Annotated in this window: 45 protein-coding genes and 1 pseudogene; 31 read left to right on the forward strand and 15 right to left on the reverse strand. The window is 65.7% G+C overall.

Going from position 1 to position 26,825, the window contains the following annotated elements:
• Window positions 1-23: 23 nt before the first annotated feature.
• The 12 genes and pseudogenes from ACQY5B_RS09300 to ACQY5B_RS09355 all read right to left on the reverse strand — a co-directional run bounded on the left by ACQY5B_RS09300 (window position 24) and on the right by ACQY5B_RS09355 (window position 3,662).
• The gene (locus ACQY5B_RS09300) at window positions 24-320 is read right to left on the reverse strand and encodes an excisionase family DNA-binding protein (protein WP_424975884.1); all 297 of its coding nucleotides are present in this window, start codon (window positions 318-320) and stop codon (window positions 24-26) included.
• Complete coding sequence (locus ACQY5B_RS09305) at window positions 317-586, reverse strand: DUF4031 domain-containing protein (RefSeq protein WP_420325498.1); 270 nt, start codon at window positions 584-586, stop codon at window positions 317-319. Before ACQY5B_RS09305 ends, ACQY5B_RS09300 begins: the two co-directional genes overlap by 4 nt.
• The gene (locus ACQY5B_RS09310; protein WP_420325497.1) at window positions 583-936 is read right to left on the reverse strand and encodes a hypothetical protein; all 354 of its coding nucleotides are present in this window, start codon (window positions 934-936) and stop codon (window positions 583-585) included. The genes ACQY5B_RS09305 and ACQY5B_RS09310 overlap by 4 nt, the downstream gene beginning before the upstream one ends.
• On the reverse strand, window positions 936-1,571 hold the full coding sequence (locus ACQY5B_RS09315; RefSeq protein ID WP_420325496.1) for an HNH endonuclease signature motif containing protein: 636 nt from the start codon (window positions 1,569-1,571) through the stop codon (window positions 936-938). Before ACQY5B_RS09315 ends, ACQY5B_RS09310 begins: the two co-directional genes overlap by 1 nt.
• Window positions 1,568-1,807 (reverse strand): hypothetical protein, encoded by a 240-nt coding sequence (locus tag ACQY5B_RS09320; protein ID WP_420325495.1) that lies wholly within the window; start codon window positions 1,805-1,807, stop codon window positions 1,568-1,570. Before ACQY5B_RS09320 ends, ACQY5B_RS09315 begins: the two co-directional genes overlap by 4 nt.
• Window positions 1,804-2,043: a hypothetical protein gene (locus tag ACQY5B_RS09325; protein WP_420325494.1), complete on the reverse strand. Its 240-nt coding sequence runs from the start codon at window positions 2,041-2,043 to the stop codon at window positions 1,804-1,806. Before ACQY5B_RS09325 ends, ACQY5B_RS09320 begins: the two co-directional genes overlap by 4 nt.
• Entirely contained in the window at window positions 2,043-2,318 is a 276-nt protein-coding gene (locus ACQY5B_RS09330; RefSeq protein ID WP_420328669.1) for a DUF2312 domain-containing protein, read from the reverse strand. Before ACQY5B_RS09330 ends, ACQY5B_RS09325 begins: the two co-directional genes overlap by 1 nt.
• Window positions 2,319-2,480: 162 nt before the next feature.
• Window positions 2,481-2,702, reverse strand: a pseudogene (locus ACQY5B_RS09335) (DNA translocase FtsK); the annotation flags it as partial.
• Window positions 2,699-2,869: a hypothetical protein gene (locus tag ACQY5B_RS09340; RefSeq protein WP_420325493.1), complete on the reverse strand. Its 171-nt coding sequence runs from the start codon at window positions 2,867-2,869 to the stop codon at window positions 2,699-2,701. The pseudogene ACQY5B_RS09335 and the gene ACQY5B_RS09340, both read right to left, overlap by 4 nt.
• A 1-nt stretch (window position 2,870) precedes the next feature.
• Window positions 2,871-3,107, reverse strand: a complete 237-nt coding sequence (locus ACQY5B_RS09345; RefSeq protein ID WP_420325492.1) for a hypothetical protein — start codon at window positions 3,105-3,107, stop codon at window positions 2,871-2,873.
• Window positions 3,104-3,394 (reverse strand): hypothetical protein, encoded by a 291-nt coding sequence (locus ACQY5B_RS09350; RefSeq protein WP_420325491.1) that lies wholly within the window; start codon window positions 3,392-3,394, stop codon window positions 3,104-3,106. Before ACQY5B_RS09350 ends, ACQY5B_RS09345 begins: the two co-directional genes overlap by 4 nt.
• A 10-nt stretch (window positions 3,395-3,404) precedes the next feature.
• Window positions 3,405-3,662, reverse strand: coding sequence for an Acb2/Tad1 domain-containing protein (locus tag ACQY5B_RS09355; RefSeq protein ID WP_420325490.1), 258 nt, complete (start codon window positions 3,660-3,662; stop codon window positions 3,405-3,407).
• 223 nt (window positions 3,663-3,885) lie between these two features.
• Here ACQY5B_RS09355 and ACQY5B_RS09360 point away from each other — a divergent pair, with 223 nt between their 5' ends.
• On the forward strand, window positions 3,886-4,281 hold the full coding sequence (locus tag ACQY5B_RS09360) for a hypothetical protein (protein ID WP_420325489.1): 396 nt from the start codon (window positions 3,886-3,888) through the stop codon (window positions 4,279-4,281).
• Here ACQY5B_RS09360 and ACQY5B_RS09365 read toward each other — a convergent pair.
• Window positions 4,253-4,825, reverse strand: coding sequence for a helix-turn-helix domain-containing protein (locus tag ACQY5B_RS09365; RefSeq protein ID WP_420325488.1), 573 nt, complete (start codon window positions 4,823-4,825; stop codon window positions 4,253-4,255). The two genes, ACQY5B_RS09360 and ACQY5B_RS09365, sit on opposite strands and share 29 nt — an antisense overlap.
• A 114-nt stretch (window positions 4,826-4,939) precedes the next feature.
• On the opposite strand from ACQY5B_RS09365, the gene ACQY5B_RS09370 reads away from it, so the two are divergent.
• Window positions 4,940-5,152 carry a hypothetical protein gene (locus ACQY5B_RS09370; protein WP_420325487.1) on the forward strand — a complete coding sequence of 71 codons (213 nt, stop codon included), beginning with the start codon at window positions 4,940-4,942 and terminating at the stop codon, window positions 5,150-5,152.
• Window positions 5,149-5,382 (forward strand): hypothetical protein, encoded by a 234-nt coding sequence (locus tag ACQY5B_RS09375; protein WP_420325486.1) that lies wholly within the window; start codon window positions 5,149-5,151, stop codon window positions 5,380-5,382. The genes ACQY5B_RS09370 and ACQY5B_RS09375 overlap by 4 nt, the downstream gene beginning before the upstream one ends.
• A 1-nt stretch (window position 5,383) precedes the next feature.
• Here the strand turns inward: ACQY5B_RS09375 and ACQY5B_RS09380 are convergent, their stop codons facing one another.
• Complete coding sequence (locus ACQY5B_RS09380; protein WP_420325485.1) at window positions 5,384-5,638, reverse strand: hypothetical protein; 255 nt, start codon at window positions 5,636-5,638, stop codon at window positions 5,384-5,386.
• Between the two features lie 170 nt (window positions 5,639-5,808).
• On the opposite strand from ACQY5B_RS09380, the gene ACQY5B_RS09385 reads away from it, so the two are divergent.
• From ACQY5B_RS09385 to ACQY5B_RS09475, 19 genes are all read left to right on the forward strand, one after another.
• On the forward strand, window positions 5,809-6,240 hold the full coding sequence (locus ACQY5B_RS09385) for a hypothetical protein (RefSeq protein WP_420325484.1): 432 nt from the start codon (window positions 5,809-5,811) through the stop codon (window positions 6,238-6,240).
• 173 nt (window positions 6,241-6,413) lie between these two features.
• A complete protein-coding gene (locus ACQY5B_RS09390) occupies window positions 6,414-6,698 on the forward strand; it encodes a hypothetical protein (RefSeq protein WP_420325483.1) in 285 nt (94 codons plus the stop codon).
• 25 nt (window positions 6,699-6,723) lie between these two features.
• Window positions 6,724-7,425, forward strand: a complete 702-nt coding sequence (locus ACQY5B_RS09395; protein ID WP_420325481.1) for a sigma factor-like helix-turn-helix DNA-binding protein — start codon at window positions 6,724-6,726, stop codon at window positions 7,423-7,425.
• On the forward strand, window positions 7,422-7,661 hold the full coding sequence (locus ACQY5B_RS09400) for a hypothetical protein (protein ID WP_420325480.1): 240 nt from the start codon (window positions 7,422-7,424) through the stop codon (window positions 7,659-7,661). Before ACQY5B_RS09395 ends, ACQY5B_RS09400 begins: the two co-directional genes overlap by 4 nt.
• A 301-nt stretch (window positions 7,662-7,962) precedes the next feature.
• Window positions 7,963-8,244, forward strand: a complete 282-nt coding sequence (locus ACQY5B_RS09405) for a hypothetical protein (protein ID WP_420325479.1) — start codon at window positions 7,963-7,965, stop codon at window positions 8,242-8,244.
• The gene (locus tag ACQY5B_RS09410; protein WP_420325478.1) at window positions 8,241-8,873 is read left to right on the forward strand and encodes a hypothetical protein; all 633 of its coding nucleotides are present in this window, start codon (window positions 8,241-8,243) and stop codon (window positions 8,871-8,873) included. Before ACQY5B_RS09405 ends, ACQY5B_RS09410 begins: the two co-directional genes overlap by 4 nt.
• 196 nt (window positions 8,874-9,069) lie before the next feature.
• The gene (locus ACQY5B_RS09415; protein WP_420325477.1) at window positions 9,070-9,651 is read left to right on the forward strand and encodes a hypothetical protein; all 582 of its coding nucleotides are present in this window, start codon (window positions 9,070-9,072) and stop codon (window positions 9,649-9,651) included.
• Window positions 9,648-10,346, forward strand: a complete 699-nt coding sequence (locus tag ACQY5B_RS09420) for a hypothetical protein (protein ID WP_420325476.1) — start codon at window positions 9,648-9,650, stop codon at window positions 10,344-10,346. The genes ACQY5B_RS09415 and ACQY5B_RS09420 overlap by 4 nt, the downstream gene beginning before the upstream one ends.
• A gap of 182 nt (window positions 10,347-10,528) precedes the next feature.
• Window positions 10,529-10,873, forward strand: coding sequence for an HNH endonuclease (locus tag ACQY5B_RS09425; protein WP_420325475.1), 345 nt, complete (start codon window positions 10,529-10,531; stop codon window positions 10,871-10,873).
• 233 nt (window positions 10,874-11,106) lie between these two features.
• Complete coding sequence (locus ACQY5B_RS09430; RefSeq protein ID WP_420328667.1) at window positions 11,107-11,460, forward strand: hypothetical protein; 354 nt, start codon at window positions 11,107-11,109, stop codon at window positions 11,458-11,460.
• Between the two features lies 1 nt (window position 11,461).
• Window positions 11,462-13,165, forward strand: coding sequence for a terminase large subunit (locus ACQY5B_RS09435; RefSeq protein ID WP_420325474.1), 1,704 nt, complete (start codon window positions 11,462-11,464; stop codon window positions 13,163-13,165).
• On the forward strand, window positions 13,162-14,490 hold the full coding sequence (locus ACQY5B_RS09440; protein ID WP_420325473.1) for a phage portal protein: 1,329 nt from the start codon (window positions 13,162-13,164) through the stop codon (window positions 14,488-14,490). The genes ACQY5B_RS09435 and ACQY5B_RS09440 overlap by 4 nt, the downstream gene beginning before the upstream one ends.
• 137 nt (window positions 14,491-14,627) lie before the next feature.
• Entirely contained in the window at window positions 14,628-15,536 is a 909-nt protein-coding gene (locus ACQY5B_RS09445; RefSeq protein ID WP_420325472.1) for a S49 family peptidase, read from the forward strand.
• Window positions 15,537-15,626: 90 nt separating this feature from the next.
• Window positions 15,627-16,922 carry a phage major capsid protein gene (locus ACQY5B_RS09450; protein ID WP_420325471.1) on the forward strand — a complete coding sequence of 432 codons (1,296 nt, stop codon included), beginning with the start codon at window positions 15,627-15,629 and terminating at the stop codon, window positions 16,920-16,922.
• A gap of 63 nt (window positions 16,923-16,985) precedes the next feature.
• Window positions 16,986-17,438: a hypothetical protein gene (locus tag ACQY5B_RS09455; protein ID WP_420325470.1), complete on the forward strand. Its 453-nt coding sequence runs from the start codon at window positions 16,986-16,988 to the stop codon at window positions 17,436-17,438.
• A gap of 47 nt (window positions 17,439-17,485) precedes the next feature.
• The gene (locus ACQY5B_RS09460) at window positions 17,486-18,049 is read left to right on the forward strand and encodes a head-tail connector protein (protein ID WP_305972681.1); all 564 of its coding nucleotides are present in this window, start codon (window positions 17,486-17,488) and stop codon (window positions 18,047-18,049) included.
• Window positions 18,040-18,423, forward strand: a complete 384-nt coding sequence (locus ACQY5B_RS09465; RefSeq protein ID WP_420325469.1) for a phage head completion protein — start codon at window positions 18,040-18,042, stop codon at window positions 18,421-18,423. The genes ACQY5B_RS09460 and ACQY5B_RS09465 overlap by 10 nt, the downstream gene beginning before the upstream one ends.
• Complete coding sequence (locus ACQY5B_RS09470) at window positions 18,420-18,824, forward strand: DUF3168 domain-containing protein (RefSeq protein ID WP_420325468.1); 405 nt, start codon at window positions 18,420-18,422, stop codon at window positions 18,822-18,824. Before ACQY5B_RS09465 ends, ACQY5B_RS09470 begins: the two co-directional genes overlap by 4 nt.
• A 27-nt stretch (window positions 18,825-18,851) precedes the next feature.
• On the forward strand, window positions 18,852-19,370 hold the full coding sequence (locus ACQY5B_RS09475; protein ID WP_420325467.1) for a hypothetical protein: 519 nt from the start codon (window positions 18,852-18,854) through the stop codon (window positions 19,368-19,370).
• Here ACQY5B_RS09475 and ACQY5B_RS09480 read toward each other — a convergent pair.
• Window positions 19,367-19,663, reverse strand: a complete 297-nt coding sequence (locus ACQY5B_RS09480; protein WP_420325466.1) for a hypothetical protein — start codon at window positions 19,661-19,663, stop codon at window positions 19,367-19,369. The two genes, ACQY5B_RS09475 and ACQY5B_RS09480, sit on opposite strands and share 4 nt — an antisense overlap.
• 26 nt (window positions 19,664-19,689) lie before the next feature.
• On the opposite strand from ACQY5B_RS09480, the gene ACQY5B_RS09485 reads away from it, so the two are divergent.
• The 9 genes from ACQY5B_RS09485 to ACQY5B_RS09525 are packed head-to-tail and all read left to right on the forward strand — an operon-like array spanning window position 19,690 to window position 26,813.
• Window positions 19,690-20,148, forward strand: a complete 459-nt coding sequence (locus ACQY5B_RS09485; protein ID WP_420325465.1) for a hypothetical protein — start codon at window positions 19,690-19,692, stop codon at window positions 20,146-20,148.
• 36 nt (window positions 20,149-20,184) lie between these two features.
• Window positions 20,185-20,643 carry a phage tail tube protein gene (locus ACQY5B_RS09490; RefSeq protein WP_305972699.1) on the forward strand — a complete coding sequence of 153 codons (459 nt, stop codon included), beginning with the start codon at window positions 20,185-20,187 and terminating at the stop codon, window positions 20,641-20,643.
• Window positions 20,643-21,029 (forward strand): gene transfer agent family protein, encoded by a 387-nt coding sequence (locus ACQY5B_RS09495; RefSeq protein ID WP_305972700.1) that lies wholly within the window; start codon window positions 20,643-20,645, stop codon window positions 21,027-21,029. The genes ACQY5B_RS09490 and ACQY5B_RS09495 overlap by 1 nt, the downstream gene beginning before the upstream one ends.
• The gene (locus ACQY5B_RS09500) at window positions 21,029-21,178 is read left to right on the forward strand and encodes a hypothetical protein (protein WP_305972701.1); all 150 of its coding nucleotides are present in this window, start codon (window positions 21,029-21,031) and stop codon (window positions 21,176-21,178) included. Before ACQY5B_RS09495 ends, ACQY5B_RS09500 begins: the two co-directional genes overlap by 1 nt.
• On the forward strand, window positions 21,179-23,173 hold the full coding sequence (locus ACQY5B_RS09505; RefSeq protein ID WP_420325464.1) for a hypothetical protein: 1,995 nt from the start codon (window positions 21,179-21,181) through the stop codon (window positions 23,171-23,173).
• Window positions 23,170-23,916, forward strand: a complete 747-nt coding sequence (locus ACQY5B_RS09510) for a hypothetical protein (protein ID WP_420325463.1) — start codon at window positions 23,170-23,172, stop codon at window positions 23,914-23,916. The genes ACQY5B_RS09505 and ACQY5B_RS09510 overlap by 4 nt, the downstream gene beginning before the upstream one ends.
• Window positions 23,913-24,494 carry a hypothetical protein gene (locus ACQY5B_RS09515; RefSeq protein ID WP_420325462.1) on the forward strand — a complete coding sequence of 194 codons (582 nt, stop codon included), beginning with the start codon at window positions 23,913-23,915 and terminating at the stop codon, window positions 24,492-24,494. The genes ACQY5B_RS09510 and ACQY5B_RS09515 overlap by 4 nt, the downstream gene beginning before the upstream one ends.
• Window positions 24,494-24,886 (forward strand): DUF6950 family protein, encoded by a 393-nt coding sequence (locus tag ACQY5B_RS09520; protein WP_420325461.1) that lies wholly within the window; start codon window positions 24,494-24,496, stop codon window positions 24,884-24,886. The genes ACQY5B_RS09515 and ACQY5B_RS09520 overlap by 1 nt, the downstream gene beginning before the upstream one ends.
• Window positions 24,879-26,813, forward strand: a complete 1,935-nt coding sequence (locus tag ACQY5B_RS09525) for a phage tail protein (RefSeq protein ID WP_420325460.1) — start codon at window positions 24,879-24,881, stop codon at window positions 26,811-26,813. The genes ACQY5B_RS09520 and ACQY5B_RS09525 overlap by 8 nt, the downstream gene beginning before the upstream one ends.
• Window positions 26,814-26,825 lie beyond the last annotated feature (12 nt).

Below are 26,825 nucleotides of genomic sequence, written 5' to 3' on the forward strand. Positions count from 1 at the left end.
GCCGCCGGGTGTGGCAGTCTCCTTCAGGTATCTGTCCCTGCCTTCCGCTTCGGCTTGCGCTCGGGTGCGTGCCGCAAGCTGATAACGCCGCCGCTTTCCGGTGTCGGGGTCGTCCCAGTAGACGCAGAATCCGCCACGCAGGCGTCCGATGCTGATGTCTGGCATTCGTGTTCCTCTACCGCGGCCAACGGGATTCGGATCATGCGCCCGACTCGAAAGCCGCGCAACTCCCCCCGCTTGACCATCATCCGCACGGTTTCTGCCGAACACTGCCAGCGTTCGGCCAGCATGTCCGGTGTCAGGGGGCGCGGCGTGGTCATCCTTTCCTCCTGTCCTGGCACTTCATCGCCAGTTCGCGCATCGTTATTTCGACGGCGCCGTGCTGGACCGCGAGGGCGCGTTTGCTGCTGACAATGTCGAAATGCTCGTTGGCCGTGCCGCGTTTCTGGATCCACCGTCGGGCCACGCCGATCTTGTCGGCCATCGCCAGCAGTTCTTCGGATGTGTCCGCGATCATGTGGCACATCTTCATCCGTCCGTACTGGCCCAGCGGTGTGCGGTGCATGTCGTCGACGAAGACGGTCATGCTGCGGTCTCCTGATCGTCCAGCACAGCGTCGATCATTCCGTCTTCGACCACGGTTTCTACCAAGCGGCGGCACAGCTCATTCACCGAGATGCCGCGCCCGGTGGCGTGGGGCACGAGGCGGTCGAGGATGTCTTTCGGGAAAAGCACGGTGCGACCGTTGACCTCCGCGGGACGGATCGCACGTTTGGCCGTTTTCTGACGTTCCGCCGATGCAAAAAGGCCGGACAGGGCGTTGAGTGAGATCCCGAGCCTCTTGGCGATCTGCGGATCGCTCTGGCCATCGGCCCTGAGTGCCAGCGCGGCGGCCGTGCGGCTGGGAAAGCCCAGAGTCGGTTTTGGCGCCCCCATCAGTCCGCCCCTCCCTTGCGTGCCGTGCGCACGGCCTGTTCCAATTCTGCCGTGGCCATTATTGTCGGCTTCAACTCGTCGGGCGCGTCGTCGTAGCCGGTGGTCCAGCGACCGGAGAGACGGGGGAGCATCGATCGGGGGATGCATTTCCAGTTTGTCGGGTCGGTATTGGCACGGTCTCCGTCCAGGCATTTCAGGGCGTGGCCCTCCGGCACGGGGCCGTGTGCTTCTTCCCAGCGGATCAGGTGGACGGCGCGCCAGCGTGACTGCAGCGGCATCCCGTCGTGGATCTTGCGTTCTAGGTAGCCATCCTTGCTCAGGCGTTCTGTGCCGATCGGCTTGTAGAGGTCGACCGCAACACCGCGGCGCTCCCCTTTCTTGAACCGACCCTTTTCACTGCCGGGCGGATTGAAAGGTTTGCCCTTGTTGTGCGGTGCCTGACCTTTCTGGAAGCGCCCCGTGCGACCGGTCAGCCAACCCTTGCGTTTGCAGAGGGCGGTCAGGTTGGACTGGCTGACGTCCGGGCGGCTCCAGATGTCGACAAATTCGCGGTGCAGCTCACGGCGGGGCAGGTGGCAATTGTCCCCGATCCAGAAGAGCTCGGCGTCGGAATAGGTGATCGCCCGGCCTTTCATTCGCTCTTGCTCCTGATCTGGGGCAGCATTGGTAGGACCGCTTGACCATGCTCGGCAAAGAGTTTCGCCGCCTTGAGCTGCAACTCGGCGTTGGCCGTGATCTGATCTGCGACCTGAACGATGGACTCCGCGCGCTTGCACTCGGTCTCGATTTTGTCTGCGTCCAGTTTCTCGTCACTGAGGCGTTCGAGCTGGGCGAAGAGGTGGTTGTTCAGGTCAGTCAGTTTGTTCTTCATGTCCTGTCCTCCAGAAAGCGGATCAGCGCGCCATGCAATTGGTTGGCGTCGTCTCTGACAACCGGGTTGGCCTCCATAAGCAGTCGCATGGCGTCTGCCAGTTCAGTCAGTGTTTCGCCGCTGCCGACGCGGCCCACGGGCGAGATTTCCTTGTCGCGGGCGGCCTCGATCATGTCAGTGGTGGCAGCGCTTGACGCGCTGGCGGCAGCCAGGAGTTTGCCCTTTGTCGCTGCCATCACCCCATCCCCAGCGCGGCTTTGTACATGTCCAGCACCGCCTCTTCCTCGGCGATGTCGTCGGGGTCGCGCTTGCGCAGGGCGATCACCTTGCGCAGGATCTTGGTGTCGTAGCCGCGCCCCTTGGCCTCGGCCATGACCTCCTTGATCTGCTCGGCGACCTCGCGCTTTTCCTCTTCCAGGTTTTCGACGCGCTCGATGAACTGCTTCAGCTCGCCCGCCGCGATGCCGTAGGCATTGTCGGCCACGGCGCGGTCTGCCTCCGTTTCCTTCATCGGGGTGCGACCGGGCAGGTTGGCGGTAGCCTCTGCCATTGCGCGGGTGATCTGACCCTGAGCATGATAGGCGACGGTGACGGCCTTGCGCAGATCCTCGGGTGCTACGACGTCACGCTTGCCGATCTGGCTGGCGGGACTGACGATGCCGCGTTCCTCCATCGTCTCGACCATGCGGGCGGCACGGTTGTAGCCGATCCCCAGCTCGCGCTGGACATAGGAGGTGCTGCACTTCCCTTCGCGGATCACCAGTGCGGCAGCCTTGATGTAGTGCGGGTCGTTGCTTTCCTTCGCGACGTCAATGGCCCCGATCATGTCCTTGTGCGTAAAGGGTTCCGAGGTCTGCCCGTCTGGCCCGGTGATCGTCATCGTCGCGTCGGTCATTGCGCTGTCCCTTTCTGATGGCGCAGGCCGAAGCTGACGAACCTGCGGGCTTTCTGGGTGTCCTCGGGGTCGCCGGCGTCGATCAGCAGGCAGGCGGCGTCGCGGATCGTGGCGTCGTCGTGGTCCGCGGGGGCTGCGAGGATTTTGCGGGCCTCGGCGGTGGTCATGTCAGTTGCTCCCTTCGCGTTCTCTGCGCTTGCTGTGAAACAGAGGCGGCGGGGTGGTGCCGGGTTCCAGCCGGTCTCGCAGGGCGCGGGCGTCGTTGCGTTCGGCATTGTCGGTGCTGTGCCGCTCGATCTGGCGGCAGGCCTCGATCACGGTGGCCGTGTCCTGGGCAGCGATGTCGGCCAGGACGGCGCGGGCGTACCAGAGCGGGTCGGCGTCTTGCCGGGTGAGGGCGCTCATGTCAGGGCCCTCGCGGCGGCTATCAGCAGCAGACAGATCGTCCAGAGCGCGCCGTTGAAGATCCCGCCCGCCCAGCGTTCGGGGGCCGACAGTGCGGGCCAGTCGGCCAGGATGCGCCAGGTGATGACCCGCGTGGTGATCAGGACGGTGGCGGCGACGAGGGAGAAGATCGTGCCCATCACGCGATCCCCGGGCCGCAGCCATGCGTCGATGGCGGTGATGCGGTGGACCTTGCCCGAGGGCGGCACGATCAGGTCGGCGGTGAAGTCGCGGGGGATGCGTTGCATGTGGGCTGCCTCACTGCGTGATGTGGCGGACGGCGCGCATGACAGCGTCCTCGATGTGCGTGTTTGCCAGCGACAGGTCGCGGGAGGCGAAGCGGTCTAGGGTGGGGTCGGTGCCGCCGATCACATGCAGTTCGGTGATGAGCGCCGCGCCCATGTCCTTGATGCGCTGCATCTGCGCTTTCTCGGCCTCAGAGAGCTTGCGGTACTGGTGCCTGACTGCGTTGTTCGCCGTGCGGTTGTCGCCGGTGCTGGAAACTGTTTCTGCCATGTGGGCCTCCATCCAAGGGCACGCCGTGAAGCGCGCGGGGTGTCCCGGCGGGTGCATCACGGGGGATGTGGCCGGGGTGGGATAGGGCAGAGTTAGCTGACAGCGAATATTCGCGTCAAGAGAAATGTTCGCCACAAGAGAATATCGCGCGAGCTTGGGGCGAATCGTTGAGCGGTGACAGGTGCCTCGCTACCGTCGCCCATGTGATTTTCAGGAGGGTCTCATGTTTGAGGGGTTGCGGAAATTGTCCGCGTTGATCGAGCTTGCTGGATGGCTGACGGTCGCCGGTGGCGGCGTGTTGATCGCGCTGAGCCTGGGCGAGCGCGAGCCGTTGCCGGGCATCATGGCGGCCGTTCCGTCGTTGGTGGGTGGTCTGATGTTGGCGTTGGTGGCGCACGTCGCGCGCGCGGTCGCCTTTATCGCGGAAACCGTCGATGCAGAGCGCAGGGCCGTCCCCGCGCCTGGTGGCGGTAAGGCGCCGGGTCGGATTGTCGAGGTGCGCTATGGGCGTGAGCTGCGCGACATCGGCGATGGTCGCTACTGGGTCGAGGGAGGGGTCTTTGACAGCATGTCGGCTGCGCGAAAGGCGCTTAGCGGGACGTCGGAGACGCACTCCTGAAGACGGCTGAAACCCGGCCCATAACGGTTATAGTTGCGGCGCCGTTTGACTTTAGAGGCGCGTCCTGCGGATCGGGCAGAACAAAGGTTTCCGCGATCTTCCGCGCCAGGAAGGTCTCGGCGGCGCCTTGGTCATCAACACGGGTCGCTATCACCAGATCGCCGGACTGGCCGCTTTTTCCGAGTTCCAGGATGATGATGTCGCCCGCCAGTATCCCGAACGGCAACGCTGCACGGTTCACGCGGTAGGAGGCATGGCCCGGTTGTTCCATCAGGGCCTTGCGCAGGTCCGCCGGTGTCTCCTTTACGGGTGACACAAAGCTCTCTGTCGGTTCCTGGAAACCCGACGAGGGTGTCGGCGCGCCATGCAGTTCGGCAGTCGAGATCTCCAGCGCCTCGGCGATCGCGCTGAGCGTCGACATGGAGGGCTGTTTCTTGCCCGAAATCAGTTCGCTGAGATAGCCAGCGCTGATCCCGACCTTTTCGGCCAGCGCGGTCTGCGTCATGCGCAGCGTTTTCAACTGCTTGAGGATAATCGGGCCCATGCGCGCCTTGTCCTTTGGCTGGGCGCTCCGAGCAATACGCTGGGAGAGAATATTCGCTGACAAAGAATTCCCTCCTTGACGGGTCAATCTTCTCTGTGTGAGAAGTTTCGCAAGATGTTCGCTGACTTCATCAAAAACTCCGGAGATAGCCAGGCCGCCTGGGCGCGCCGGCTCGAAATCTCCCCCGGTTACCTGTGTGACCTGCTGGGCGGCAAGAAAGTGCCCGGACTGGTTCTGGCCGTTCGTATTCATCGGCTGACCGGCGGGGCCGTTCCGGCCGAGTCTTGGGTTCCTGATCCGGACAATGAGCAGGAGACTGCCGCATGACCGCCGCCTTCGCTGCTTTCCTCTTCCTTGCCGTTCTGGTCGGCGCGCTCGCCGGGTTCGGTGCTGCTTGGCTTGCGGCGCGCGTGATCCGGTACCGATCCGAGGTTGCGCGGCGCAAGGCGCGGCTGAAATGGGAGCGCGCGATTGCGGCTGCAGAGTCGCGGTCGCGGGAAGCGGCGCGGGGTGTCGAAATAACGTGCGTCAGGCGTAATGGGGGCCGGGATGTGTGATCTAGCTTGTCGAACTCTCTTCGAGGAAGTCCGCGAGGTCGCAAAGGGCGTTCGTGATGTGAGTTGCGGCGGGATCGTCCGGCTGAGCCGCGTCCGCCAGTCCCCTCAGCGGGGAAGTGACCGACGTGGCAAAGCGGGTCGGGTCTTCGTAGTCCTGGGCCACCTGTGCAATCAGCTTCGAGAGGACCAGCTTCATGCCCAGCATTTCGGCGGTCAGTTTGGCGACCGTTGGATCGATGTCTTCGTCTCTTTCCATGTGACGTTTTCCTTGTGGCGTCATGTGGTTGGGCGTGTCCGGGGGGCATCCCGGCGCGCCCGTAGTCTTCGCCCCGTGGTTTGGTTTCGTCAACACGATGTCGGTCTGTCTGTCCCATGCAAGCAGCCTGACTGCATTGCGCACGCCTGCACAGGAAACGAGGTTTCCGGATGAGTGACGCGCGGGCCATCAATGCCGCCATGTCGGCGCTGATCGACGGTACGTTCGGCTGCCTCGACGCGGCCGCCGAGACGATCAATGCCCGTCTTGGCGGTCAGGTCGGCAAGGGCACCCTGTCCAAGTACCTGAGCGGGCAGTTGCAGTGGCCCCTGGCCTATGTCTGGGCGCTGGAGGATGCGGCCGGGCGCTATCCGGTCACGCGGATGATGGCGCGGCGGCTGAACCCGGACAGGGACCGGGCCTCGGGCCATCTGTTCGAACATGCCGGGGTCATCAGCAAGGAATCCGGCGAGGCCGTGGCGGCCATTCTTGCCGCCCAGCAATCGGACTCTGCCCGCGACACGGGGCAGGCGATTGTCGAGGTCGACGAGGCGATCGAGGCGCTGACGGCGGCGCGGTCCAAGCTGGCGGGATGCCCATGATCTGCCCGCCCATCACTCACGGAATACCGGCGCTTGGGCATGGCGCCGGTCAGCAGGCCGGGGGCGTGCAGACTCCTCCCAAGGATGCTTCCGGCCTGCGCCTTGGTTTCACGGTCACTTCCCCGCGCGCTTCTGCCTCGTCTTGCGCGCGGCACTTGCCCCGGCGGTGCCTCATGGCCGCCGGGGCCTTTCTGTTGCTGGCTTCCGGCGTGCAGGCACAGGCGGTGCAGGGCTGCGAGGCGCGTGACCGGATCAAACGCGACCTGGCGGAAAGGTTCGGCCAGCGCCGGGTGGCGGTGATGTTGTCGCAGGGCTCTGTCGTGGAAATCTACGCGCATCCGGAACTGGGCGAATGGACGGCGCTGCGGGTCGGGCCGGATGGCATGGCCTGCGTCGTCGACTTTGGCGAGGCGTTCTTTGCGGTCGATGACCGCCCGCCGCAGGGGGATCCGCTGTGATGCCCCGATTGAACAGGAGGGACTGATGGGACAAGCCATTGTGAACCGGGACCGGCTGCGCCTGCTGCACGCGCGCGGACGCAGCGACCGCGAGATCGCCGAGGCGCTGGGGCTGGCGGTGAACACCGTCTGGCGCAACCGCCGGGCGATGAAATTGGCCGCGAATACGCCGACGGACCGTTTGGGCACGTCGGACATCGACCTGATCCGCCAGCGGGCCGGGGAAGGGTGTACCTCTGCCGCTGTCGCGCGCGAAATCGGAGCGACGGAAAGCGCCGTGGTCTCGGCCGCGTCGCGGGCGGGGATCAAGTTCGGCGCAGAGCGGCGCGAGGAAATCCGGCGCCGGGCGGAGGCGATTGTCGCAAAGACGCGGGCGGGCTGTACGCAATCCGAAATCGCCCAGGCGCTGGGGATTTCGGTGGCGACGGTGCGCAACTGGCAGGTGCGGCTGCGCAAGCGCGGCGCCCTGCCGCCGCTGGACGCGACGCCGCGGGTGGCGGCTGTGCCGGACGCGCCGCGGGTGGCGGCGGTGCCGTCCAAGCCTGTCGTCCAGGCAGAACCCGACCCGCTGGATCACCTGCGTGCGCGGTTCGGTGTCGAGGTTGTCCAGGCGGTGGCCCGGATCGGGCGCAAGGGCAGCTATCGGCGCCTGTCCGAGGTGGCGGCGACGCATGCCTTGCCGATCCGGTCCGTCGAGGGGATCTGGCATCGGGTGCGGGCGTCATGAGCGCGCCGGGTACTCTGCGGCTCGTGGTGCCGCTGGCGCATCTGCGCGTCAAGCTGGTGCTGGCGGGCGGGCAGGGGACGTTCGGCGTCTTTTCCGCGCCCGACAGCCCCGCGCCGGACAAGGTGCTGCTGAGCGGCATGGTCGGCGGGGATGAAGGGCTGACCTCTGCCGGGCTGTTCGAGCTGGCGGCGCAGGTGGCGGTTTTCGAGAAGGCAATGGCGGAGGATGCGGGATGAGTGGAGGGGCGGACACTTACTGGCGGCTTATGCCGTTGCGCGGTGCACGGAAGGACGTTCTTCACGGGATCATCGACGACATGCCTCGCAAGTACGGTGGCAATGCCGGACGATCTGAGGGAGAGTGGGCAGTTTACCCCGTTACAAATGCTGGGTGCCGGGCTCTGATCGAAGAGGCTCGCGAAAAGTATCGGGAGGAAGAATGCCGAGGATCGTGGCCGGGGCGTGAACCTGGCCATTGCGTCCTCCCTGCCAGCGAAGTCAACGCTTGGCTGGCCACGCTGCCAGAGAAGGTGGACGCATGACCCCGCGGGCGCGGTTCGTCATCTGCGCCGCCGCGCTGGCGGCCAACCGGGGCGGAATGACCTGGGACTCGCACCTGCTGTCGCCGCTGGCCTCGGCCTGCGAGGCACTGCCGGGCTTGCTTGCGGGTGACGCGCTCGGCCCGGTGCGGGCGGCCTGCGAGGCCCTGCTGGACGCGCGGCTTGCCGGGGATGCGCTGGCCTATGGCGATGCCAAGGATGCGCTGCAGCTGCGGCTGGCGGCTTACTGGGCCTTGAAGCTGCGCGAGGTGGCGGCGTGAGAGAGCATCTGCGGCCGATCGAGGTGGAGGACATGCCGGAGTATCCGCAGGAGTTGTGCGACCCGTCCGGCGCGACCGACTATTTCACCAAGTTCTGGCACGACCGCTGGTTGTCGTCGCGGCTGCACCTGACGGCCTCGTTGGAGGTGCAGGCGGCGGCGCTCAACCTGTTCTTCTACGCGCGCAAGCAGAACCCGATCGGGTCGCTGCCGGTGGATCACCGGATGCTGGCGCGGCTCTTGCGGATCTCTGACGGGCAGTGGCACGAGCTGATGAACCAGGAGATCACGCCGCTGCATGGGTGGCGCGAGTACAGCCACGACGGCGGTGTTGTCCTGGGGCACCCGGTGGTGATCGAGGTGGCGCAGGATGCGCTGGACCGGCGCGAGGCGCGCAAGCTGGCCAATGACGACAAGGCCGTGCAGGAGCGGCGGCGGCGGCTGGTGGGCACGCTGCGCCAATGCGGGTGCAGCGAGCCGATGACCAAGGACTGGGCGCTGGTCTGCTGGATCGACGACTGGCTTGCGGCCAACCATCACGGCCAGCGGCGCTTTCCCCAGATCCAGCATTCGGTGGAACGGGCGTTGCGCGCGGCGGCGGCTGAGGGACGTCTGAACAAGGGGCGCTGAAAACAAACGGAAAATCCGGCCATCTGTGGCGAACACAGATTTCCACATGGCGCCACAAGTCCGCACGAAATGGAACTGTGCTGCATAGAGGAGAGAAGAACAGAACACAGAAGAAAAGAACAGAATGGCGTGGCGCCACGGATCGGGCGCCAGTTGCTGTGGATAAGTCGGGACAAGGGCTGAGAAAGGGGGCGATATGGACGCCGCAGAGCAGAAGGACGGCGAGGCGCGTGTGAAGCGGGTGCTGGTCGATGGATTGAAGCGGCTGGGGCTGGCCAAGCCGTCCAGCCTGACCAAGGCGGAGTTCGACGACATGGTCGAGGATCTGTGCGAGCGCCTGGCCTACATGACCGAGGCCAGCCTGGAAGCGCTGGCGGAACAGGTGGCGGCGCATCCGGGCGGCAAGGGCAAGGACCGGTTCCCGATTGCCAAGGTGATCCTGGACTGGGCCGCAGAGATCCAGCCGCCGGAGGACAGCGCCTCGCCGCTGGTGCGGGCGGTCTTTGCACATGCGCTGGGTCAGAACGCGATTGCCGAGGGCTGGGCGCCGGAGCTGCTGGCGGCGGTCAAGCGGACGCGGCGTTGGCCGGCGGCCTATGCCTGCAAGATGCTGAAGGATGAGGCGGAGGACCCGATCCGCCATCTGCGGGATCTGGAGCGCAAGCTGTCGCGCGGGGATGATCTGCCGCCCGACCAGGTGGCCTGGCGCCAGCGGCGGCTGGCCGTGGTGGACCGGTGCCGGGCCATCGCGGCGATGAGCGCGGGGGTGTCGGCATGATGGCCTATCGCGGGATCGGGGCGCGCGCGGCGGTGCGGGCGGAAGGTGTCGGGCGCTGTGGGCAGCCGATTGGACCGGACGGGCGCGAGCGGGTCAGCGTGCGGCTGCTGCTGGAATGGGCCTTTGCGCGCGAGAAAGCGGCGCTGGAGTTCGACGAGGTCGGCGGCGGTGCCTCTGTCGGCTGCGACTCGACCCGGCGGATCATGGAAGCGATGGCGCTGTCGACGGGTGAGCCGGGGTCGTGCCTGCGGGTCGATCAGTCGGGCGGGCGCAGCCTGCCGCACCATGACGCCGAGGTCGTGGTCAGCGTGCTGCGGCGGTCGGTGCCGTGGTCGGTGGCGGTGCAGGTTGCCGAACTGGCGCGCTGCTGTGCCTGTCCGCGCTGGGACATCGGGCCTCAGCGGATGGTGCCCTGTGGCTGGCGCGGCGCGAACCAGAACCAGAGGCTGGCCAAGACCGAGGTCATCGGCGAGGTGCGATATCGGACGCGGCGCGGCGAGGTGCGCAAGGCGGTGACGGTCTGTCCCGTGACGGTGGAGCCTTCGGCCTCTCAGATGGCGGCGGCGCGGCGGCGGTATCTGGATTGGCGCGGGGCGCTGATGGACGTGCAGGCCGGGTTGCGCGGGGTGACGTTCGACCTCTTCGAGTTGACCGATGCGCTGCCTGCGGTGGCGCCGTGGGACAAAGGGGGTTGACTGAGATCCGCTCATGTTGACATAGTGCCGCTGAACAGAAGTGCGCCCGGGGCAGAGATGCCGCCGGGCGCTTCTCGTTTCGGGATACCCCGAGCGCGCCAGCCGACAGGCGCGAGCAGAGCCGGGGCGCTGCAGCGGCTGGGCGGCGCCCCATCCCTTGGATACGTGCAGCAGGAGATCGGATGGCGCGGCTGAAACCGATGGCAGGCAGGCTGACCGGCCTTGCCCCGCGCTTGTCGACGATGGATCGGACAAGGGACCAGGCCCGCGCTGCGGTGAAGCGTTCTCGCGCCTGGTACAGTTCGAAGCGGTGGCAGGACCTGCGCTGGCAGGTGCTGCTGGAAGCTGGGTTCACCTGCGCACGGTGTGGCTTTGCCTCGTTGGAGAAACGGGCATTGGTCGCGGACCACGTCGAGCCGCACCGGGAGGATGAGGTGCGGTTCTGGGATCGGAGCAACCTGCAGTGCCTCTGCTGGACGTGCCACAGCCGGGACAAGCAGCGGGAAGAGATCGACTCGGGGCGGTGAGAAAAATACGGGCGCCGGGTCGAATTCCATTGACGGCGGTGCCGGAGGGTAGGGGGGGTCGGATCGCTGATTCGGGCCGAAAGGGGAAACCCGCTCCCTACCCATGCGGAGATTTTTTTGTGGAAGACGAAAATCTGACCAGGGACCTGTTTGGGGACCTCACCACGCTGCCGTCAGGGCGTCGTGGGAGGCCTGCCCATCGTTGGTCGCAAGGAAACGCCGACAGGGTGATCATGGGCCTGGCGATGGGCTACAGCGACCAGGAGATCGCCGAAGGACTGGGGGTCAGTCTGCCGACCCTGCGGAAGTATTATTTTTCGGAGCTGAAACGCCGAGACATGCAGCGTTCGCGGTTCGAGTTGTGGCGGGCAGAGACGCTGGCCAAGAAAGCGCGCGATGGTGACGTCGGGGCCATGAAAGAACTGACCAGGATCGTGGATCGGCGGGACCGCCAGCTGCTGCACGAAAAGATGCAGGCGGCGGGCGACGACAGCCCGCCCGAGGGCAAGAAAGAGGCCCGGCGGCGGGCAGCGGCGGAAACCATCGACGAAAACGATCTGTTGAAACCGGGTTTCGGTCCGCACTGAGATGAACGCCCAGCCAAGCGAATGGTCGACGGCCTGCCCTGACTGGCAGGACCGGCTGATGGCCGGCGAGTCGATTTTTCCGGACCTGCCCCTGAATGAGCGTTCTGCCGCGAAGGCGCTGGCGCTGTTCAAGCGGTTCCGGATGCCGGACATGCCGGAGAAACCGCGCTTTGCGGAGATCTGCAGTTCCTGGCAGTTCGAGCTGGTCGAGGCCCTGTTCGGATCCTACGATCCGGCCACGCGGAGCCGCGCGATCAGCGAGTTCTTCGTGCTGGTGCCCAAGAAGAACGGCAAGACGCCAACGGCGGCGGCGATCATGCTGGTGGCGATCCTGCTGAACGACCGCCCGGATGCCGAGTTCTACCTGATCTCGGCCTCGCATCAGATCGCCAGTTATTCGTTTCGGGCGGTCAAGGGGATCATCAAGTCCGACCCCGAGATCGAGCGGCTGTTCCATATCCGCGATCACCTGAAACGGATCGAGCATATCGAGACCGGGGCGGTGCTGGCCATCGTCTCGGCCGACGGGGACGTGGTCACGGGGTCCAAGGCCAGCGGCATCCTGATCGACGAGATGCACGTCCTGGGCGCCAAGCCCCGGGCGGCGGAAATCCTGGCCGAATTGCGCGGCGGGTTCGCGGCGCGGCCCGAGGGGTTCCTGCTGACGATCACGACACAGTCGAAGGAACCGCCGGCGGGCGAGTTCAAGAAAGAACTCTCCTGGGCGCGCCGGGTGCGCGACGGCGAGGAACAGGCGCCGCTGCTGCCGGTGCTGTACGAGTTCCCGCCCAAGCTGATGAAAAACAAGGCCTGGGAAAACCCGGACATCTGGGGCGCGGTCAATCCGAACCTCGGCGTTTCGGTCTCCACCGCCTTCCTCGAGGAACAGTTCCGCAAAGCCAAGAAGGACGGGCCCGCGGCACTGGCGCTGTTTGCAAGCCTGCACCTGAATGTCGAGATCGGCGTCGGGCTGGGCGGCGAATGGATGGCGGCGCGGTTCTGGGAAAAGGCCGGGGATCAGACCCTGACGCTGGACGAGATCATCGCGCGCAGCGACGTGGCGGTGATGGGCGTCGACGGCGGCGGGCTGGATGACCTGTTGGGCGCTGCGGTGATCGGGCGCTGTGCCGAGACGCGGCAGTGGTTGGGCTGGGTGCATGCCTGGGCGCATCCGGAGGTCCTGCGCCAACGCAAGGAAATCGCGCCGCGCCTGCAGGATTTCGCGGAGGCGGCAGACCTCACGATCCTCGAAGAAGACGACCCGACCGGCGACGTGATCGGTGTGGCCGATGTCGCAGAGCGGTTGAAGGACGCTCAGTTGCTGCCGGATGCCGGGGCCATTGGCCTCGACCCTTGGGGTGTGTCGGCCATCGTCGATGAACTGGCGCTGCGCGAGATCGAGGACGGGCAGGTCGTCGCCGTGGGGCAGGGCGCCAGGCTGTCACCAGCGATCTGGGGCATGGAACGGAAACTGAAGGACGGGACACTGCGCCATTGCGGCCAGCCGATCATGGGCTGGTGCATGGGCAACGTGAAGATCGAACAGAGGGGATCGGCGGTGACGGTGACGAAACAGGCGGCAGGGCGGGCCAAGATCGACCCGGTGATCGCCATGCTGAACGCCTTCATGCTGATCAGCCGCAACCCGGTGGCGGGCGGGTCGGACAAGGAAATCGTGATTCCGGCGGGGTACAAAGTGGCATGATGGGCTGGCTTTGGGGCAATCGGGGCGGCCTGTCCGCCAGCGACATGACACAGCGGGACGCGGGCGACGACCGCTGGTTCACCGGCATGTCCGGGGCCCGATCGGAAATCGACGTGACCGTGACGGTTAAGCGGGCCCGGCAAATCCCGGTGGTGCGCAGCGCGCTGAAATGCCTAGCGGACTCGGTGGCCGGGTTGGAACACGGGGCATTCCGCAAGATCAGCGCAACCAAGGTCGAGCGGATTGACGATCACCCTGCGGCAATGTTGCTGCAGGACCCGAACGAAGATCGCACCGGGTTCGAATTTGTCTACCAGATCGTCGATGACCTGGCGGCGCACGGAGATTTCCTGGCCGAGCGGATCTTTGACAACATGGGGCAGACGGTCGGCCTGCGGCGGCTGGACCCGTCGCCCGAGCGGATGACGGTCGAGGAACTGCCGGATGGATCTGTCCGTTTCGCCGTGCGCGACCGCTGGGGGCGCGAGCGAAAGCTGCTGCGCGACGAGGTCTGGCACATTCCGTTGCCGCCACTGCTGGACGGGATCCGCGGCACCTCGCCGATTCTTGAGGACGGGCGCGAGGCCGTGGCCGTTGGGATCGCGCTGCAGCGCTACGCCAACATCCTGTTCACCAACGATGCAACGCCGCCATACGCCCTGTCGACCGACAGCCATTTCCGCGACGAAGCAAGCCGGGAGAACATGCTGGACGCCATCCGGAAATGGGCGACAGGCAGGAACCGGCATACGCCGTCGCTTCTTGAATATGGCTTGAAACCGCACCGCATGGGGCTGACGGCGGAAGAGGCTCAGTTCCTGGAAACCCGCAAGGAATTGTGGATCGACCTTGCGCGCATCTGGCGCGTGCCTCCGCACAAGGTGGGCCTGCTGGACAAGGCAACGTTTTCGAACATCGAGCACCAGAGCCTTGAGTTCGTCACCGACACCCTGCGCCCAATCCTGGAACTGATCGAGCGCAGCGTGACCAAGCACCTGATCGGCGTGCCGGGCGTGTACTTCGAATTCAACGTCGAGACGCTTCTGCGTGGCGATCTGGAGGCACGCTACAAGGCCTATGCCCTGGGGCGGCAATGGGGCTGGCTGAGCGTCAACGACGTGCTGGCGCTGGAAAAGCGCAACAGCATCGGCCCGGCGGGCGACCGGTATGTCGAGCCGTTGAACATGGTGCCCGTGGGCACGGGGACCAGCGAACGCGAGCGGGATTCGCAGGAGTCGATCAACCGGTCGATTTCCTTCCTGCGGGCGTCGGCCGGGGGATCGCGCGGGCGTCCGCGCCTGGAGCTGGTGAAAGACGCCGCCTGACCAACCGGAACAGAGAAAAGGGCAAGAGAGATGAAGAACATCAAGCAGGCCTTCAAGGTCGAGAGCGGCACCAGGCCGGGCCTGGCAGAACACGACGTGATCCACGGGATCGCGGTCGGCAATTTCTGAGGCGCGCGATGGCACATGAGATTTCGCGTGTGCTGGCGGCTGTGGCTGCCAGCACCTGGGCCATCGACGAAGCCAAGGCGGCAGAGATCGCGCATATGCTGGCGCTGCGTGCCGAAGGCCAAGGTGGTTGGGACGAAGAGCCCCGCAAGGCCAGCTATGCGGGTGAGCCGGTCAGGGGGCGCGGCGGGACGGTGCACGTCCTGCGCCTTCACGGCACCATCGTGCCACGGGGCGGGATGATGTCGCGCATGTCCGGCGCCGCGTCGCTGGAGGGGTTCCGGGCGGCCTTTGCGCAGGCGGCGGGAGATCCGAATGCCACGGCCATCGTCATGGACGTGGACAGCCCGGGCGGCATCGTCGACATGGTGTCGGAGACCGCAGACATGGTCTATGCCGCGCGCCGTCCCGGACGCCCGATCGTGGCGGTGGCCAATACGATGATGGCCTCGGCTGCCTACTGGATCGGTAGTGCCGCAGACGAGATCGTGGTCTCGCCGTCGGGCACTGTCGGGTCGATCGGCGTGCTGGGACAGCACAACGATATTTCCAAGGCGCTGGAAAAGGCCGGGGTCACAAGGACCATCATTTCCGAGGGCGCGCGGAAGGCGGAAGGCGCATTTGGCCCCCTGACGGATGAGGCGCGCCGCCATCGTCAGGAGGGCGCGCGCTACGCCTATGACATGTTCGTCAATGCCGTTGCCCGCCATCGCGGTGTCGGCAAGGACGTGGTCCGGGCGGACCCCGAAGAGGCGGAGGCGCATTTCGGCGGCGGGCGGGCCTATCACGCGCGCGTCGCGGTGCGCCTGGGCATGGCCGACCGTGTCGAGACCTTCGACGCTGCCGTGAAGCGGCTGGCAGAGGCCCGGCGTCCGCGCCGCGCCTCTGTCGCCCGCGCGCGGCTTTCCCTGATCGACTGACCTGCCCGGCGGGGCTGGCAGCAGCGACCTGTGGCGCGCCGGGCGCCACGGGGCGGACACACTATTCCCGGCGAAAAAGGAGTGGCCAACATGACACTGGCACAACTGAAGAAGCGCCTCGCCGAGCTGAAGGCGGAGGGCGCAGAGATCGTCAAGGCGGCCGAGGCCGCAGGCGGTGATTTCACCGAGGACCAGGATGCGCGGTTCGCCGCGATCGAGGACGAGATCGAGGGCCTGCGCGCCGACATCGACAAGGCCGAAAAGCTGGCGGAGCGACGCCGGTCCATGCAGGGTCTGCCGGCAGGCGCACCCACGCCCGCGCCCGCGGGGCACAACACCGTCAACGACACCAACCCGGCGCTGACCGCCGGTTTCGCCGACCTGGGTGAATTCGCCACGGCGGTGCACGGTGCCGTGCAGGCGGGCCGTGTCGGCGGTGTGGTCGACGAACGGCTTGGCGCTCTGGCCAATTCGCACGAGGGCGGCGGATCGTCCGGAGAGGGCTACAGCCTGCCGCCGGCCTTCCGCGACGAGGTTTGGGAGTTGGTCACCGAGTTCGACGAATTCGGGTCAATGATCGACGAAGAGCCGACCAGCGCGCGCGAGGTCAAGCTGGCTGCAGACGAAACCACGCCCTGGGGGACGGCAGGGATCAAGGCCTACTGGCGCGCCGAAGGCAACCAGATGACCGCCAGCCAGCTGAGTGACGAAGGCCGCAACGTGCCGCTGCACCAGCTCTACTGCATGGCGACGGCGTCCGAGGAACTGCTGGAAGACGCGGCCCGCCTGCGCAACCGCCTGACCCGCAAGGCCGCAATGGCGATTGCCTGGAAAAAGAACCTGGCCATCGTCGAAGGTTCCGGTGCCGGTCAGCCTTTGGGCTGGTTCAATTCCGATGCATTGGTCACCGTGGCCAAGGAGAGCGGGCAGTCGGCGGATACGATCAATGCCACCAACGTGGTCAAGATGTACTCTCGCCTGATGACGGTGCCGGGGGACAGCCCGTTCTGGCTGACCAACCAGGACTGCATCCCGGAGCTGATGACCATGACCATCGGCGACAAGCCGATCTGGATCCCGCCGAACGGGTTCGCGGGCGCGCCGGGCGGGTTCCTGCTGGGCCGCCCGGTCCGGTTCTCGGAATTCGCCAAGACCGTCGGTGACAAGGGTGACCTCCAGCTGATCTCGCCCAAGGGCTATTACGGCGTGCGCCGGTCGGAGGGGGTGAAGTTCGCATCGTCGATCCACCTCTACTTCGACTACAACACCGAGGCGTTCCGCTGGACCTTCCGCTATGGCGGTCAGCCGCACCTGTCGGCGCCGGTCAGCCCCAAGAACGGCAACGCGACCAAGTCGCATTTCGTCACCCTGGCCGCCCGCGCCTGATCCGGCGGCCCCGCGTCCGCGCAGGCCGCGGGGCTTCCTTCATTCCTGACCGAGGACAGAACCATGAAAATGCTGAACCCCTCCGATCTGGCCGCCGTTGTCGGCGTGATCGACCCCGACGCCAACACCGCCGCGACCTACACCACAGACTGGATCGACATGAGCACGTTCCAGATGCTGATGGGGGTCGTGATGGCAGGCACGCTGGGCGCCTCTGCGACACTGGACGCGAAATTCGAACAGGCGACCGATTCCAGTGGCACCGGCGCCAAGGATGTCAGCGGAACCGACATCACGCAGCTGACCAAGGCGGGCAGCGACGACGACAAGCAGGTGGTGATCAACCTGCATTCCGACGACCTCGACCTGGCGAACGATTTCACGCACGCGCGCCTGTCGATGACCGTGGGCACGGCCACGTCCGATGTCGCGGCCCTGGTGTTGGGCATGTCGCCTCGCTATGCGCCCGCGTCGGACAGCGATGCCGCGACCGTCGCCGCGATCGTGACGCCCTGATCGGGCGATGCGGGCCGTGGTGACGCGGCCCGCTGAAAGATGGCAGAATGATCACCACGATTTCCAAGCCTGCAGTCCTTCTGGATGCACTGGACGACAAGTTGCGCCAGCAGCTGCGACTGGAGCCGGATGAGGACGACCAGAACAGCCTGATCGACGGATTGTGCCTTGCCGCCGTGAGCTTGGCCGAAGGCTATACAAAGCGGCGGTTCATCACGCAGACCGTGCGGCTCACGCGCGACTGTTTCGGATTTGGCGGGATACCGTTGCCGGTCGACCCGATCCAGAGTGTCGACCAGGTCGTCTACACGGATGGCGCAGGCGTGGACCAGACGCTGGCACCCAGTGCGTACCGCCTGATCCCGGCGGGGCTGCCGGTCGAACTGCATCCGCCGTATGGTGAGTCCTGGCCCGTCCCGCGTCCGGACAAGGGGGCAGTGCGTATCGACCTGGTGGTCGGCTTCGGTGACACGGCATATGACGTGCCAGAGGACATCGTGCAGGCCATCCGGCTGATGGTGAACTGGTGGTTCCTGGCCGGACGCGATGCCGGCCATGACATTCCAGGGCAGGTCAAGGCCATGCTGAACCCGTGGCGGCTATGGCTGTGAAGGGGCGCGGCGTGGGGCCGCTGCGAGAGCGCGTCGCCTTTGACAAGCCGGTGACCGCGCCGAAAGACTCGGGCGGGATGACGCGGACATTCGTCGAGCAATTCAGTCGTTCGGCGCAGTTCATCTACCAGCGCGGTGACGAGGAAGTCCTGGCCGGTGCCAACGAGGGCACCCGGCGGTTCAAGGTTCGCGTCGCCTCATCCACGGGAACGCGGGGCATCAGGGCCGACTGGCGGATGCGTCACCCGTTGCGGGAAGAGCGCGACCCGGACACCGGCAAGCTGATCGCCGGCGTCTACAACGTGGTCGAGGTCGACACGATCACCAGCCGTGCGTGGGTCTACCTGGTTGTCGAAAGCGGGGTGGCGGTGTGAGCGCGTCTCGCGCCCTTCAGGTGGCGGTTGTCGCCGCCCTGCGCGGAGATCCGGGCGTTGCCGCGATCGTTGGTCAGAAAGTGCTCGACCGGCCCGAGCCGCGAACACCGAAACCCTACATCTCGATGGGGCCCGAGAGTTTCGAGCCCCTCCGACAAGACTGTTTCAAGCGGCGGGTGGCCGTCCTGCAGATCGACGCATGGACCCGCGACGCATACGACCGCGTGCCCTGCAAGGACCTGGTCGATGCGATCGTGGGCGCCCTCGACCAGGCGAAACTCGATCTTGCGCATCCGCACGACCTGTCGCGCTGCGACGTGATCCTGGCGCGGGTGATCGACGATCCGGACGGGATCACCACGCACGGGATCGTGCAGATCGAAACGGAAATCACCGGGTAATTCACCCGTCAGACAGGAGACAGACAGATGACCGTGAAAGCAACCGTGACGGCCCGGATGGACATCGTCCAGCGCGGCGGAAATGACTTTGGCACAGACAAGTTCTCGCCCGTGGTCGAGGCGGTTCTGAACACCGCCAACGGGACCGGCGCGAACCAGGCCGACATCGTTTTCGTGGATGAGCGCGAAGTCTCGGAATCGTCGAATGACGATCTCGACCTTGCGGGTGCCCTGTCCGATGCGTTCGGCGCGACCGTCGCCGCGGCAGAGGTCGTCGCGATCCTGATCATCAACGCGCCGCGCACGGGGACGGCGAATGCCTCGGACCTGACCATCGGCGGCGCCACCAATGCCTTCGAGGGGTTCCTTGGCGGCACGTCGCCGACCATCGGGCCGATCAAGCCCGGCGGGTTCGTCATGATCGGGGCGGGGGACGCCGCAGGCATCGGGACCGTGACCGGCGGCAGCGCCGACGAGTTGCGGATCGCGAACGGTTCGGGCGGCGCGGCCACCTACCAGGTCGCGATCCTGGCGCGCAGCGCCTAGTCGGCCCGGCAGACCGTTTCCATGACCGTGGCTGTGGCGTTTCTGCCCTTGTCGATCGCGCCGTTGATCGTGTTCAGGTTGTCGGACATCGCGCTGGCAAGCTTCTTGCCGGGGTTTCCGGTGCTGATGTTGTCGAGGGCCACGATCATCTCGCCGTTCTTCTGCGCGACCGTGGCCAGCATCAGGCGGTCGGCCTGCCATCCCGCGCAGGCCACGGCCAGCTTGTCCTCGGGCGTGGATTGCGCCGCAGCGCTCGAAGCGAAGGCAAGGCAGGTCAGGGCGGTTCGGAACATGGCGGTCTCCATCGGTCGGGCGCGGCGTGGTCGATAGCGCGCGGTTCACCCGCAAGATGCGGGCGATGGAAACCGAAGTCCACGACAAGCTGACCCGCGCGATCGAACGTTGGGCGGACCGTGTCGTGGCAGAAATGCGCGCCATGCTGGCGCTATCCTACCCGGCGGTGGCCGCGAAGGTCGACATCGCCTGGACCTGGGGGCAGGCCCCGGCGGGGTCGATCACGGTCGGTCAGGTGGGCCGCAACGAGTTCGACCAGATGGTCGTCACCGTCTACGCCAAGGCAAAATCCGGCAGCGGCATCAGCGCGGCCTGGTTCGAATTCGGCACAGCCCCGCGCGTCCAGAAAAAGACCGGTCGGCCCACGGGCCGGATCTCGGGCGCATCGTTTTTCTTCGGCACCTACCGGTCCAACCGGCGCCGCATCCTGTCGGGGCTGCGCAGCACGCTGCGCCGCGCCGTTCGCAACATCAACGCCCTGTAGGCCCTTGGGCAAGGCATAGGATTAAGGGAGCAAGCCATGGCAAATGCACCGACGGCCGATTTTGACGAACTGGTGTTCGAAGTCGAGTTCACCGCTGGGAGCGGGGTCTACACCAAGGTGTGCGGGATGGTCGACTATACCATCAGCAGGACAAACCAGACCGAGACGTCCGAGGTCCCGGATTGCTCCGACGAAAGCCTGCCGCACAGCATCAAGCGGTCGGTTCGCTCGCAGGACGCGACGATCAGCGGAACCGGCGTCTGGGCGCGCACCAATCACCAGCAGATGATCAACTGGTTCGATAGTGGGGCAACGAAGAATGTCCGGGTGACCCACTTGGTGATCACGGCAGACGGCACTTCGGGTGACACCGAAACCGAGACCTACCCGATGATCTTGGCCGGCATGAACAACGCGCGCACCAAGGGGCAGGTCGTGTCGGCCGAAATCTCGCTGGAGCGTAACGGCGCAGTTGTCTACGGGACCTTGGCCTGATGCAGCCTATCACGCTGACTTGGCCGGGCGGATCGCATCCGTTCCGCCTGCGATTGGGCGAGCTGCGCGCGTTGCAGTCTGCGCGTAAGGCCGGCCCCGAGGAAATCTATCTGCGCTTTCACTCTGGCCGCTGGGAGGCCGACGACCTGGTGCAGGTAATTCGTTGGGGCCTTGTCGGCGGAGGTATGGCGCCCGACGTCGCCGCCACGCTGGTAACGCCGCTGATCGACCTTCATCCGCTCGTACAGTTCAAACTGACCGCGCAGGCGGTTCTGGCGCACGCGCTCTTCCAGGTTGAGGACGATCAGGTGGGGGAGGACAAAGGGGCGACGGAGACGCCCCAGGAAAATGGAGCTTCTCCGAATTCTACGGTGGCGGCGCCGTGATGGGATTCACGCCCGCGCAAGTGGATGAAATGAGCGCTTGGGAGTTTGCGGCCTGCGCCAGGGGCTACGCCCGCGCGCATGGCGCCAAGGACACCGGGACAGGCGCGGTCATGAGCGAAACGCGGATGCGTGACTTGGGGATTCTGTGAGTGGCTGACGAAGACCTCTTGGTCCGAATTGGACTGACCGAAAAGGAATACCTCGCGGCGCTGAAGCGGATGGAATCCCAGTCGCTGAAATCGGCAAAGCAAGCTGAGACCGCATGGAAAAAGCAGAACGCAGGGTTCGTGCGCGGTGCCAACCGGGCCAACAAGGCGGTCAGCGGCTTTTCCAATGGTGGTCTGCGGATGATGGGCCAGCAGCTGAGCCAGGTGGCGCAGCAGGGGGCCGCAACAGGCGACTGGCTGCGGGCGTTCTCGATCCAGGCGGCAGACGTGGGCATGGCCTTTGGTGGCATCGGCATCGCCGCAGGTATCGCCTTGACGGTGCTGGGGCCGATGGTCGGCGATCTGATTTCGATCGGGGACAGTGCCGAGGATGTCGAGCGCAAGGTCAAGGCGCTGTCCGCCGCCATGCAGCGGCTGGACGATGCGCGAGGACAAAGCGGGCGTGGCCGGTCATCGCTGATCGACGAATACGGTGGCATGGCGGATCGCGCGCGCGAGTTGATCGCCATCGAGCGCGAGATCGCCGAGATCCGAGCGCGTGAGGCCCAGCAGGCCGCGACGCGGGCCGTGGGGCAGGGGCTCGGCCTTGGCGGTGTGCTGGGATTGGAGCCGGAAGAAATCCGGGCGGCAGAGGCCACGCTGGAAGCGCTGCGGACCGAAATCGACCGTTTGCAAACCTCGGGCGGCAAGCTGTCAGACGAGGCGTTCCTGCGGCTGAACAACAGGATCTTGGAACTGCAGGAGCGAGCCGGAAACCTGCGGTCTGTGACCCGGAACTTCGACGATCTGGCGGCCATGCTGGGCATCACGGAACGCGAGGCGCGCGAAGTCGCAGCCCGTTTCGCCGAGATCGAACAGACCGACGACGCGCGCGCCCGGGCCGACGCGATGATCGCGCTGGCCGGGTACATCAGCGATGTCAGCGGGAACCTGGGCGATGCCGATGAAGAGGGGCAGGCACTTTACGATCAGCTTTTGGCGGCCGTCCGAGCTGCTCTTGATCTTGCTGCCGTGGACATTGCCACCAACATCGCCAATGGAACGGAAGAATCCGGCAAGTTGCTCAGCAACCTGGCCGCCGCTGCTGCGCTGTTCAACCAGATCTCTGCAGCCGAGTCCAAGACCTACAGCGGGCGCGGGCAGGACCCCCGCTTGTTCATGGAGGGCGGTCGTGGGTCACGCGACCATTACAGCGCCAGCGTTGATTACATCCCGATCGAGGACACGATCGAGCGCTACAACAAGCAACTTGTCAGCGGCAAGGGCGGCAGCGGTGGCGGAACGTCGAAGACGTCGAAGGAGACCCAGGACTACGCCCGGGCTGCAGAACGCTATATCGAGCAGACGCGTACTGCCCTCGAAAAATACAACGCGGAATTGGCCTTGCTGGAAAAGCTGAACGCCAACGGCTTTTTCAAGGACCACCCAGAAGCTTATGCCCGCGCCGTGGCCAACGTGAAGGAAGAGTTCGAGCGCGCGCGTTTCGAAGATTTTGTCCGCGGCATCGACAGCGTGTCCGACGCCATGGCGAACGCCATCGTACAAGGCGAAGACATGGGCGAGGCGCTGCGCAACGTATTCCGCCAGTTGGCGGCAGATCTCCTGTCCAGCGGCATTCGCAGCCTGCTCATGTCGATGTTCGGATTTGGGGGCGGTGGCGGTGGCGGTTTCTTCGGCAGTTTGTTTGCAGGGCTATTCGACAGCGGCGGAAGCATCCCGCGTGGACAATTCGGGATCGTGGGCGAGCGCGGTCCCGAGATCGTGCATGGCCCTGCCAAGGTCATCAGCCGTCAGGACACGGCAGCCATGATGCAGGGAGGTCAGACCGACGTGCGCGTCTATTTCGACGACAACGGCAACCTGCAGGCGCAGATCGAGCGTCGAACGACCGCGGCTGTAAGCCGCGCCGCGCCGGGCATCGTGCAGCAATCGGTGCGGGCCACCTACAGCGCCGCGCAAGAGGAGCCGATAGGATGACCAACGTCTATGCCTGGCCGCCGGTGGGGGCATTGGGGCATGAGTGGACGCGCGTCGATCCGGTGGATGTCAGCCGCTCCCTGATCACTGGGGCGGATTATCGCTCTGCCGCGCAGCGCAGCCGGCGGATGGCCACGCTGGTCGTTTCGGGGATCGACAATACCGAGGCCGGTGCAGGTTACATGGAATCGCTGAAACGACTGCTGGCTGGCAGGCACGCTGTCCGTCTGTATTCGAAGCCGGTCAACTGGGGTGGCCGGGGCGACAACGCCCTACGCAACAAGGCGCCGCTAACATGGGAAGACAGTGAGGGTTCGGTCACGTGGGAGGACAGCGAGGGTTCGGTCACGTGGGAATACAGGCCGCTGACCGTGACCGCCACGGGGACCGATAGCCTCGGCTTTGCAACAGTCACCATCTCCGGCGGGCCTGCAAACTACCTGATTGCGCGCCCGGGCGAGTTCCTGACCATCTACAGCGATCCAGCCCAGACCGCAGAGATCGTGACCGCCGCGCAGACGGATGGAACGGGCGCCGCGACGATCCCGGTGTTTGGCAGTCTGGCCAGCGCAATCGGCGCAGCCGTCAGTATCGGTACATCCGACACGGGCGTATTCCTTCCTGTCGGACCCTATCCTCGCGCGGTGCGGCCCTCGGCTGGCGATTGGTCATACACATGGAATTTCCGCGAATTGTTCGAGGATGAGGTAGATGGCTCTTTCGTGGAGATTGACCCGTGGTGAGCCGCAACGTGGACAGCACGCTGCTGACGGAAATCAGCAAGCCGTTCTTTTTCCCGGTGTTCCTCGTCTTTGTCGATTGGCCGGGGGACCCGGTCTATGCGCATTCCGGCGTGGGAAATATCACCTTCGACAGCCAGACGTGGGCCGGTGTCGGGGACTTTGCCCGCATCGCGCTTCCGGCGGAACAGCGCGGCACCGCTGCGGACTCGGCGGCCTTCTCGCTGGTGGGCGTGCCGGATGATCTGGCGTCGCTTGTCACCGAGGACGCACGGGATATCACCTGTGCCGTCTGGTTTGGCGCCGTCACGGAGCGGGCCGGGACAACGCTCGTCGGGACGCCGCAAGAGGTCTTTCGCGGGCGCGGGGACCAGATGCGCGAAAGCATCGCGGCCTCGGATCTTGGGCGCACGCGGTCATTGCAACTCGGGGCGACGACAGGGCCATCACAGCGCTTGCGCAGCGGGCTGTTTCACACCTCGGAGCAACATCAGCGCAGCTATCCGGGCGATACGCTGCTGCGCCACGCGGCGGGCGTCGAGGCGGCCTTTGTGCTGGGCGTGGAAAACCAGGAAAACTGATGCAGGACATTGCGGACATATACGCGCGACCCTTCGAGTGGGGTGTCTCTGACTGCTGCACTGCGGCCTGTGACGCCTTCGAGCGGTGGCACGGCATCGACCCAATGCGCCACCTGCGCGGGGCCTGTGCGGATCTGGACGGCGCGCGCGAGGTCGTCGCCAGCGGCGGCGGGCTGTTGCAGTTGGCCCGCGACTGCGCCACGCGGGCGGGTTTGATCGCTGGCGTTGGCGGTGTCGGGGAGTTCGGCGTTGTCCGGATGCCGGTCGGCCGCCATCACAGAGGGTTGATGCAGAGCCTTGCCGTGCGGTTTTCGCGCGGCTGGTGGGTCAAGACGGAGGGCGGCGTGCTGATCCTGCCGCCCGCTTCGGCTGTGGAGTCGTGGAATGCGTAGGGTCGCGGTGATTGCCATGCTGGTGCTGGCCGCTTGGCCGAATGTTGCGGACGCTGGCGGGATCGCAATTCAGGTCGCCATGTGGGCCTCGGCTGCGGGGCTTGGCGGCGTGGCGGCGAACGTCCTTGGCGTCCTGGCGGCGGGTGCCGTGATCGCGCTTGGCGCTTCGGCGTTGCGCATCCCGACAGCCAGCCAATCACGGCAGCGGCAGGTCCTGAAACAGCCGACCAGCCAGCCGGAAATCCGATACGCCTATGGCCGCACGATGGCGTCGGGGACGCCTCTGAAATTCTTTCGACCTGCGGTGGAGCCGAACAAGAAAGCTGTCTACGGGTGCGTGATCCTGTCGTCGCGCCCGTCCGAGGGCGGGGAGATGGAGTTCTTCGTGGATAGTCGCCCGGTCACGATCCCGGCGGAGATTGGCGAGACTTTCGGCCTCGGTGACCCCGGTGATCCAGTTTACACGCAGGGCGATCCGCTCGACTTCGACAGCGACGGATACAGCATCAAGCCAAGAAACTTTGCTTCGTTCAATACGGGTGATTTCTTGCGGGTCTGGGTCGGTCTTGGTGACCAGACAAAACCACCGCAGCGCATTCTTGACGAGTGCAACGGGTTTTTCACCGAGTCGGACGCGGGCACGGGGCTGACGGTGCTTTGGTATCGGTGGAATACCGGCGGCAGCGGCTCCGATGGTCTGCAGAAGCGCGCCAACCGCTGGCCGAACTATCCCCGCTCGCCCGCCTTCGACGTGGTCATGGATTACAGCAAGGTGTGGGACCCGCGCGATCCGGCGCAGGACAAGGACGATCCAGACACCTGGGAATTCAGCAAGAACCACGCGCTTTGCCTGCTGGACGCAATCCGGCAGAACCCGGTGCAGCCCTGGCCGGACGCGCAGATCCTTCTGGACCTGTTCGAGGACGCCGCCGACGTGGCGGATGAGAGCGTCGACTTGCTGAACGGCGGGACCGAAGCGCGCTACGAGGTCTCCGGAACCATCAACTGGTCCGAGAGCGAGCTTTACAACCAGTTGCGCCCGCTGGAACGGGCCGGGGCGGGGCGCCTGTTCTATTCGGGCGGCAAGATCGGCTACTACCCCGGCGAATACACGACGCCCGGCTACACGCTCAGCGACGTGCTGGATGACAACCCGATCGAGTTCACCACCATGCAGCGAGGCCGCGACATTCCCCGGCGGCTGGTGGCATCCTACACCCGCCCGCAGCGGCTTTGGGAAACGGCGGAACTACCCTCGGTCGAGGTGCGGGACGGCGCGGGTGAGGAACGGTCGCTTGAGCTTGGCATGGTCACAAGCGCCTCGCAGGCCCGCCGCATCCAGTTGATCGAGGCGCGGCGGCTGGAAGCGCAGAAAATGCTGTCCTGCACCGCGCCGCCTTCGGCCTTCGACCTGCTGCCCGGCAGCACGATCACGGTGGACCTTGACGGGCTTTCGCACATGGACGGGGTGTATCGCGTCACCAACGCGGATCCGGGGATCTGGCTGTCCGGCACCGGCGAGGACGAAAGCAGCGGCGTTGCGATGCGCGTGCCGATCACCGCCAGCGAGGAAGCATCGACCTTCTACGATTGGGACGAAACCACGGACGAATTGGAAATTGTCGATCCGCTGGACCCGCTGGAGGACGTGGTGCTGAGCCTCGGGGCCAGCACCGGCGAAGTGGATGCGGACGGCGACGTGCCAAACGATGCCGATTACACGCAAGTCCGGCTCTACCGGGCGACCACCGGCGCGGGCTTCACATCGGCCAGCCCGACAGGCGCGGCGCAGACGGTCACCGCAGGCTCGTCTTTCTCTCTCACATTCACCGGCGTCACGACCGGCACGGCGGATTTCTGGCTTGTGCCCTGGTCATCCGACAGCCTTGGCCCGCCGGACGGGCCGCACGCACTCACAGTGACTTAAAAGGAGCCTGCA

The sequence above is a fragment of the Antarctobacter sp. genome, assembly GCF_965277915.1.
Lineage (GTDB): Bacteria > Pseudomonadota > Alphaproteobacteria > Rhodobacterales > Rhodobacteraceae > Antarctobacter.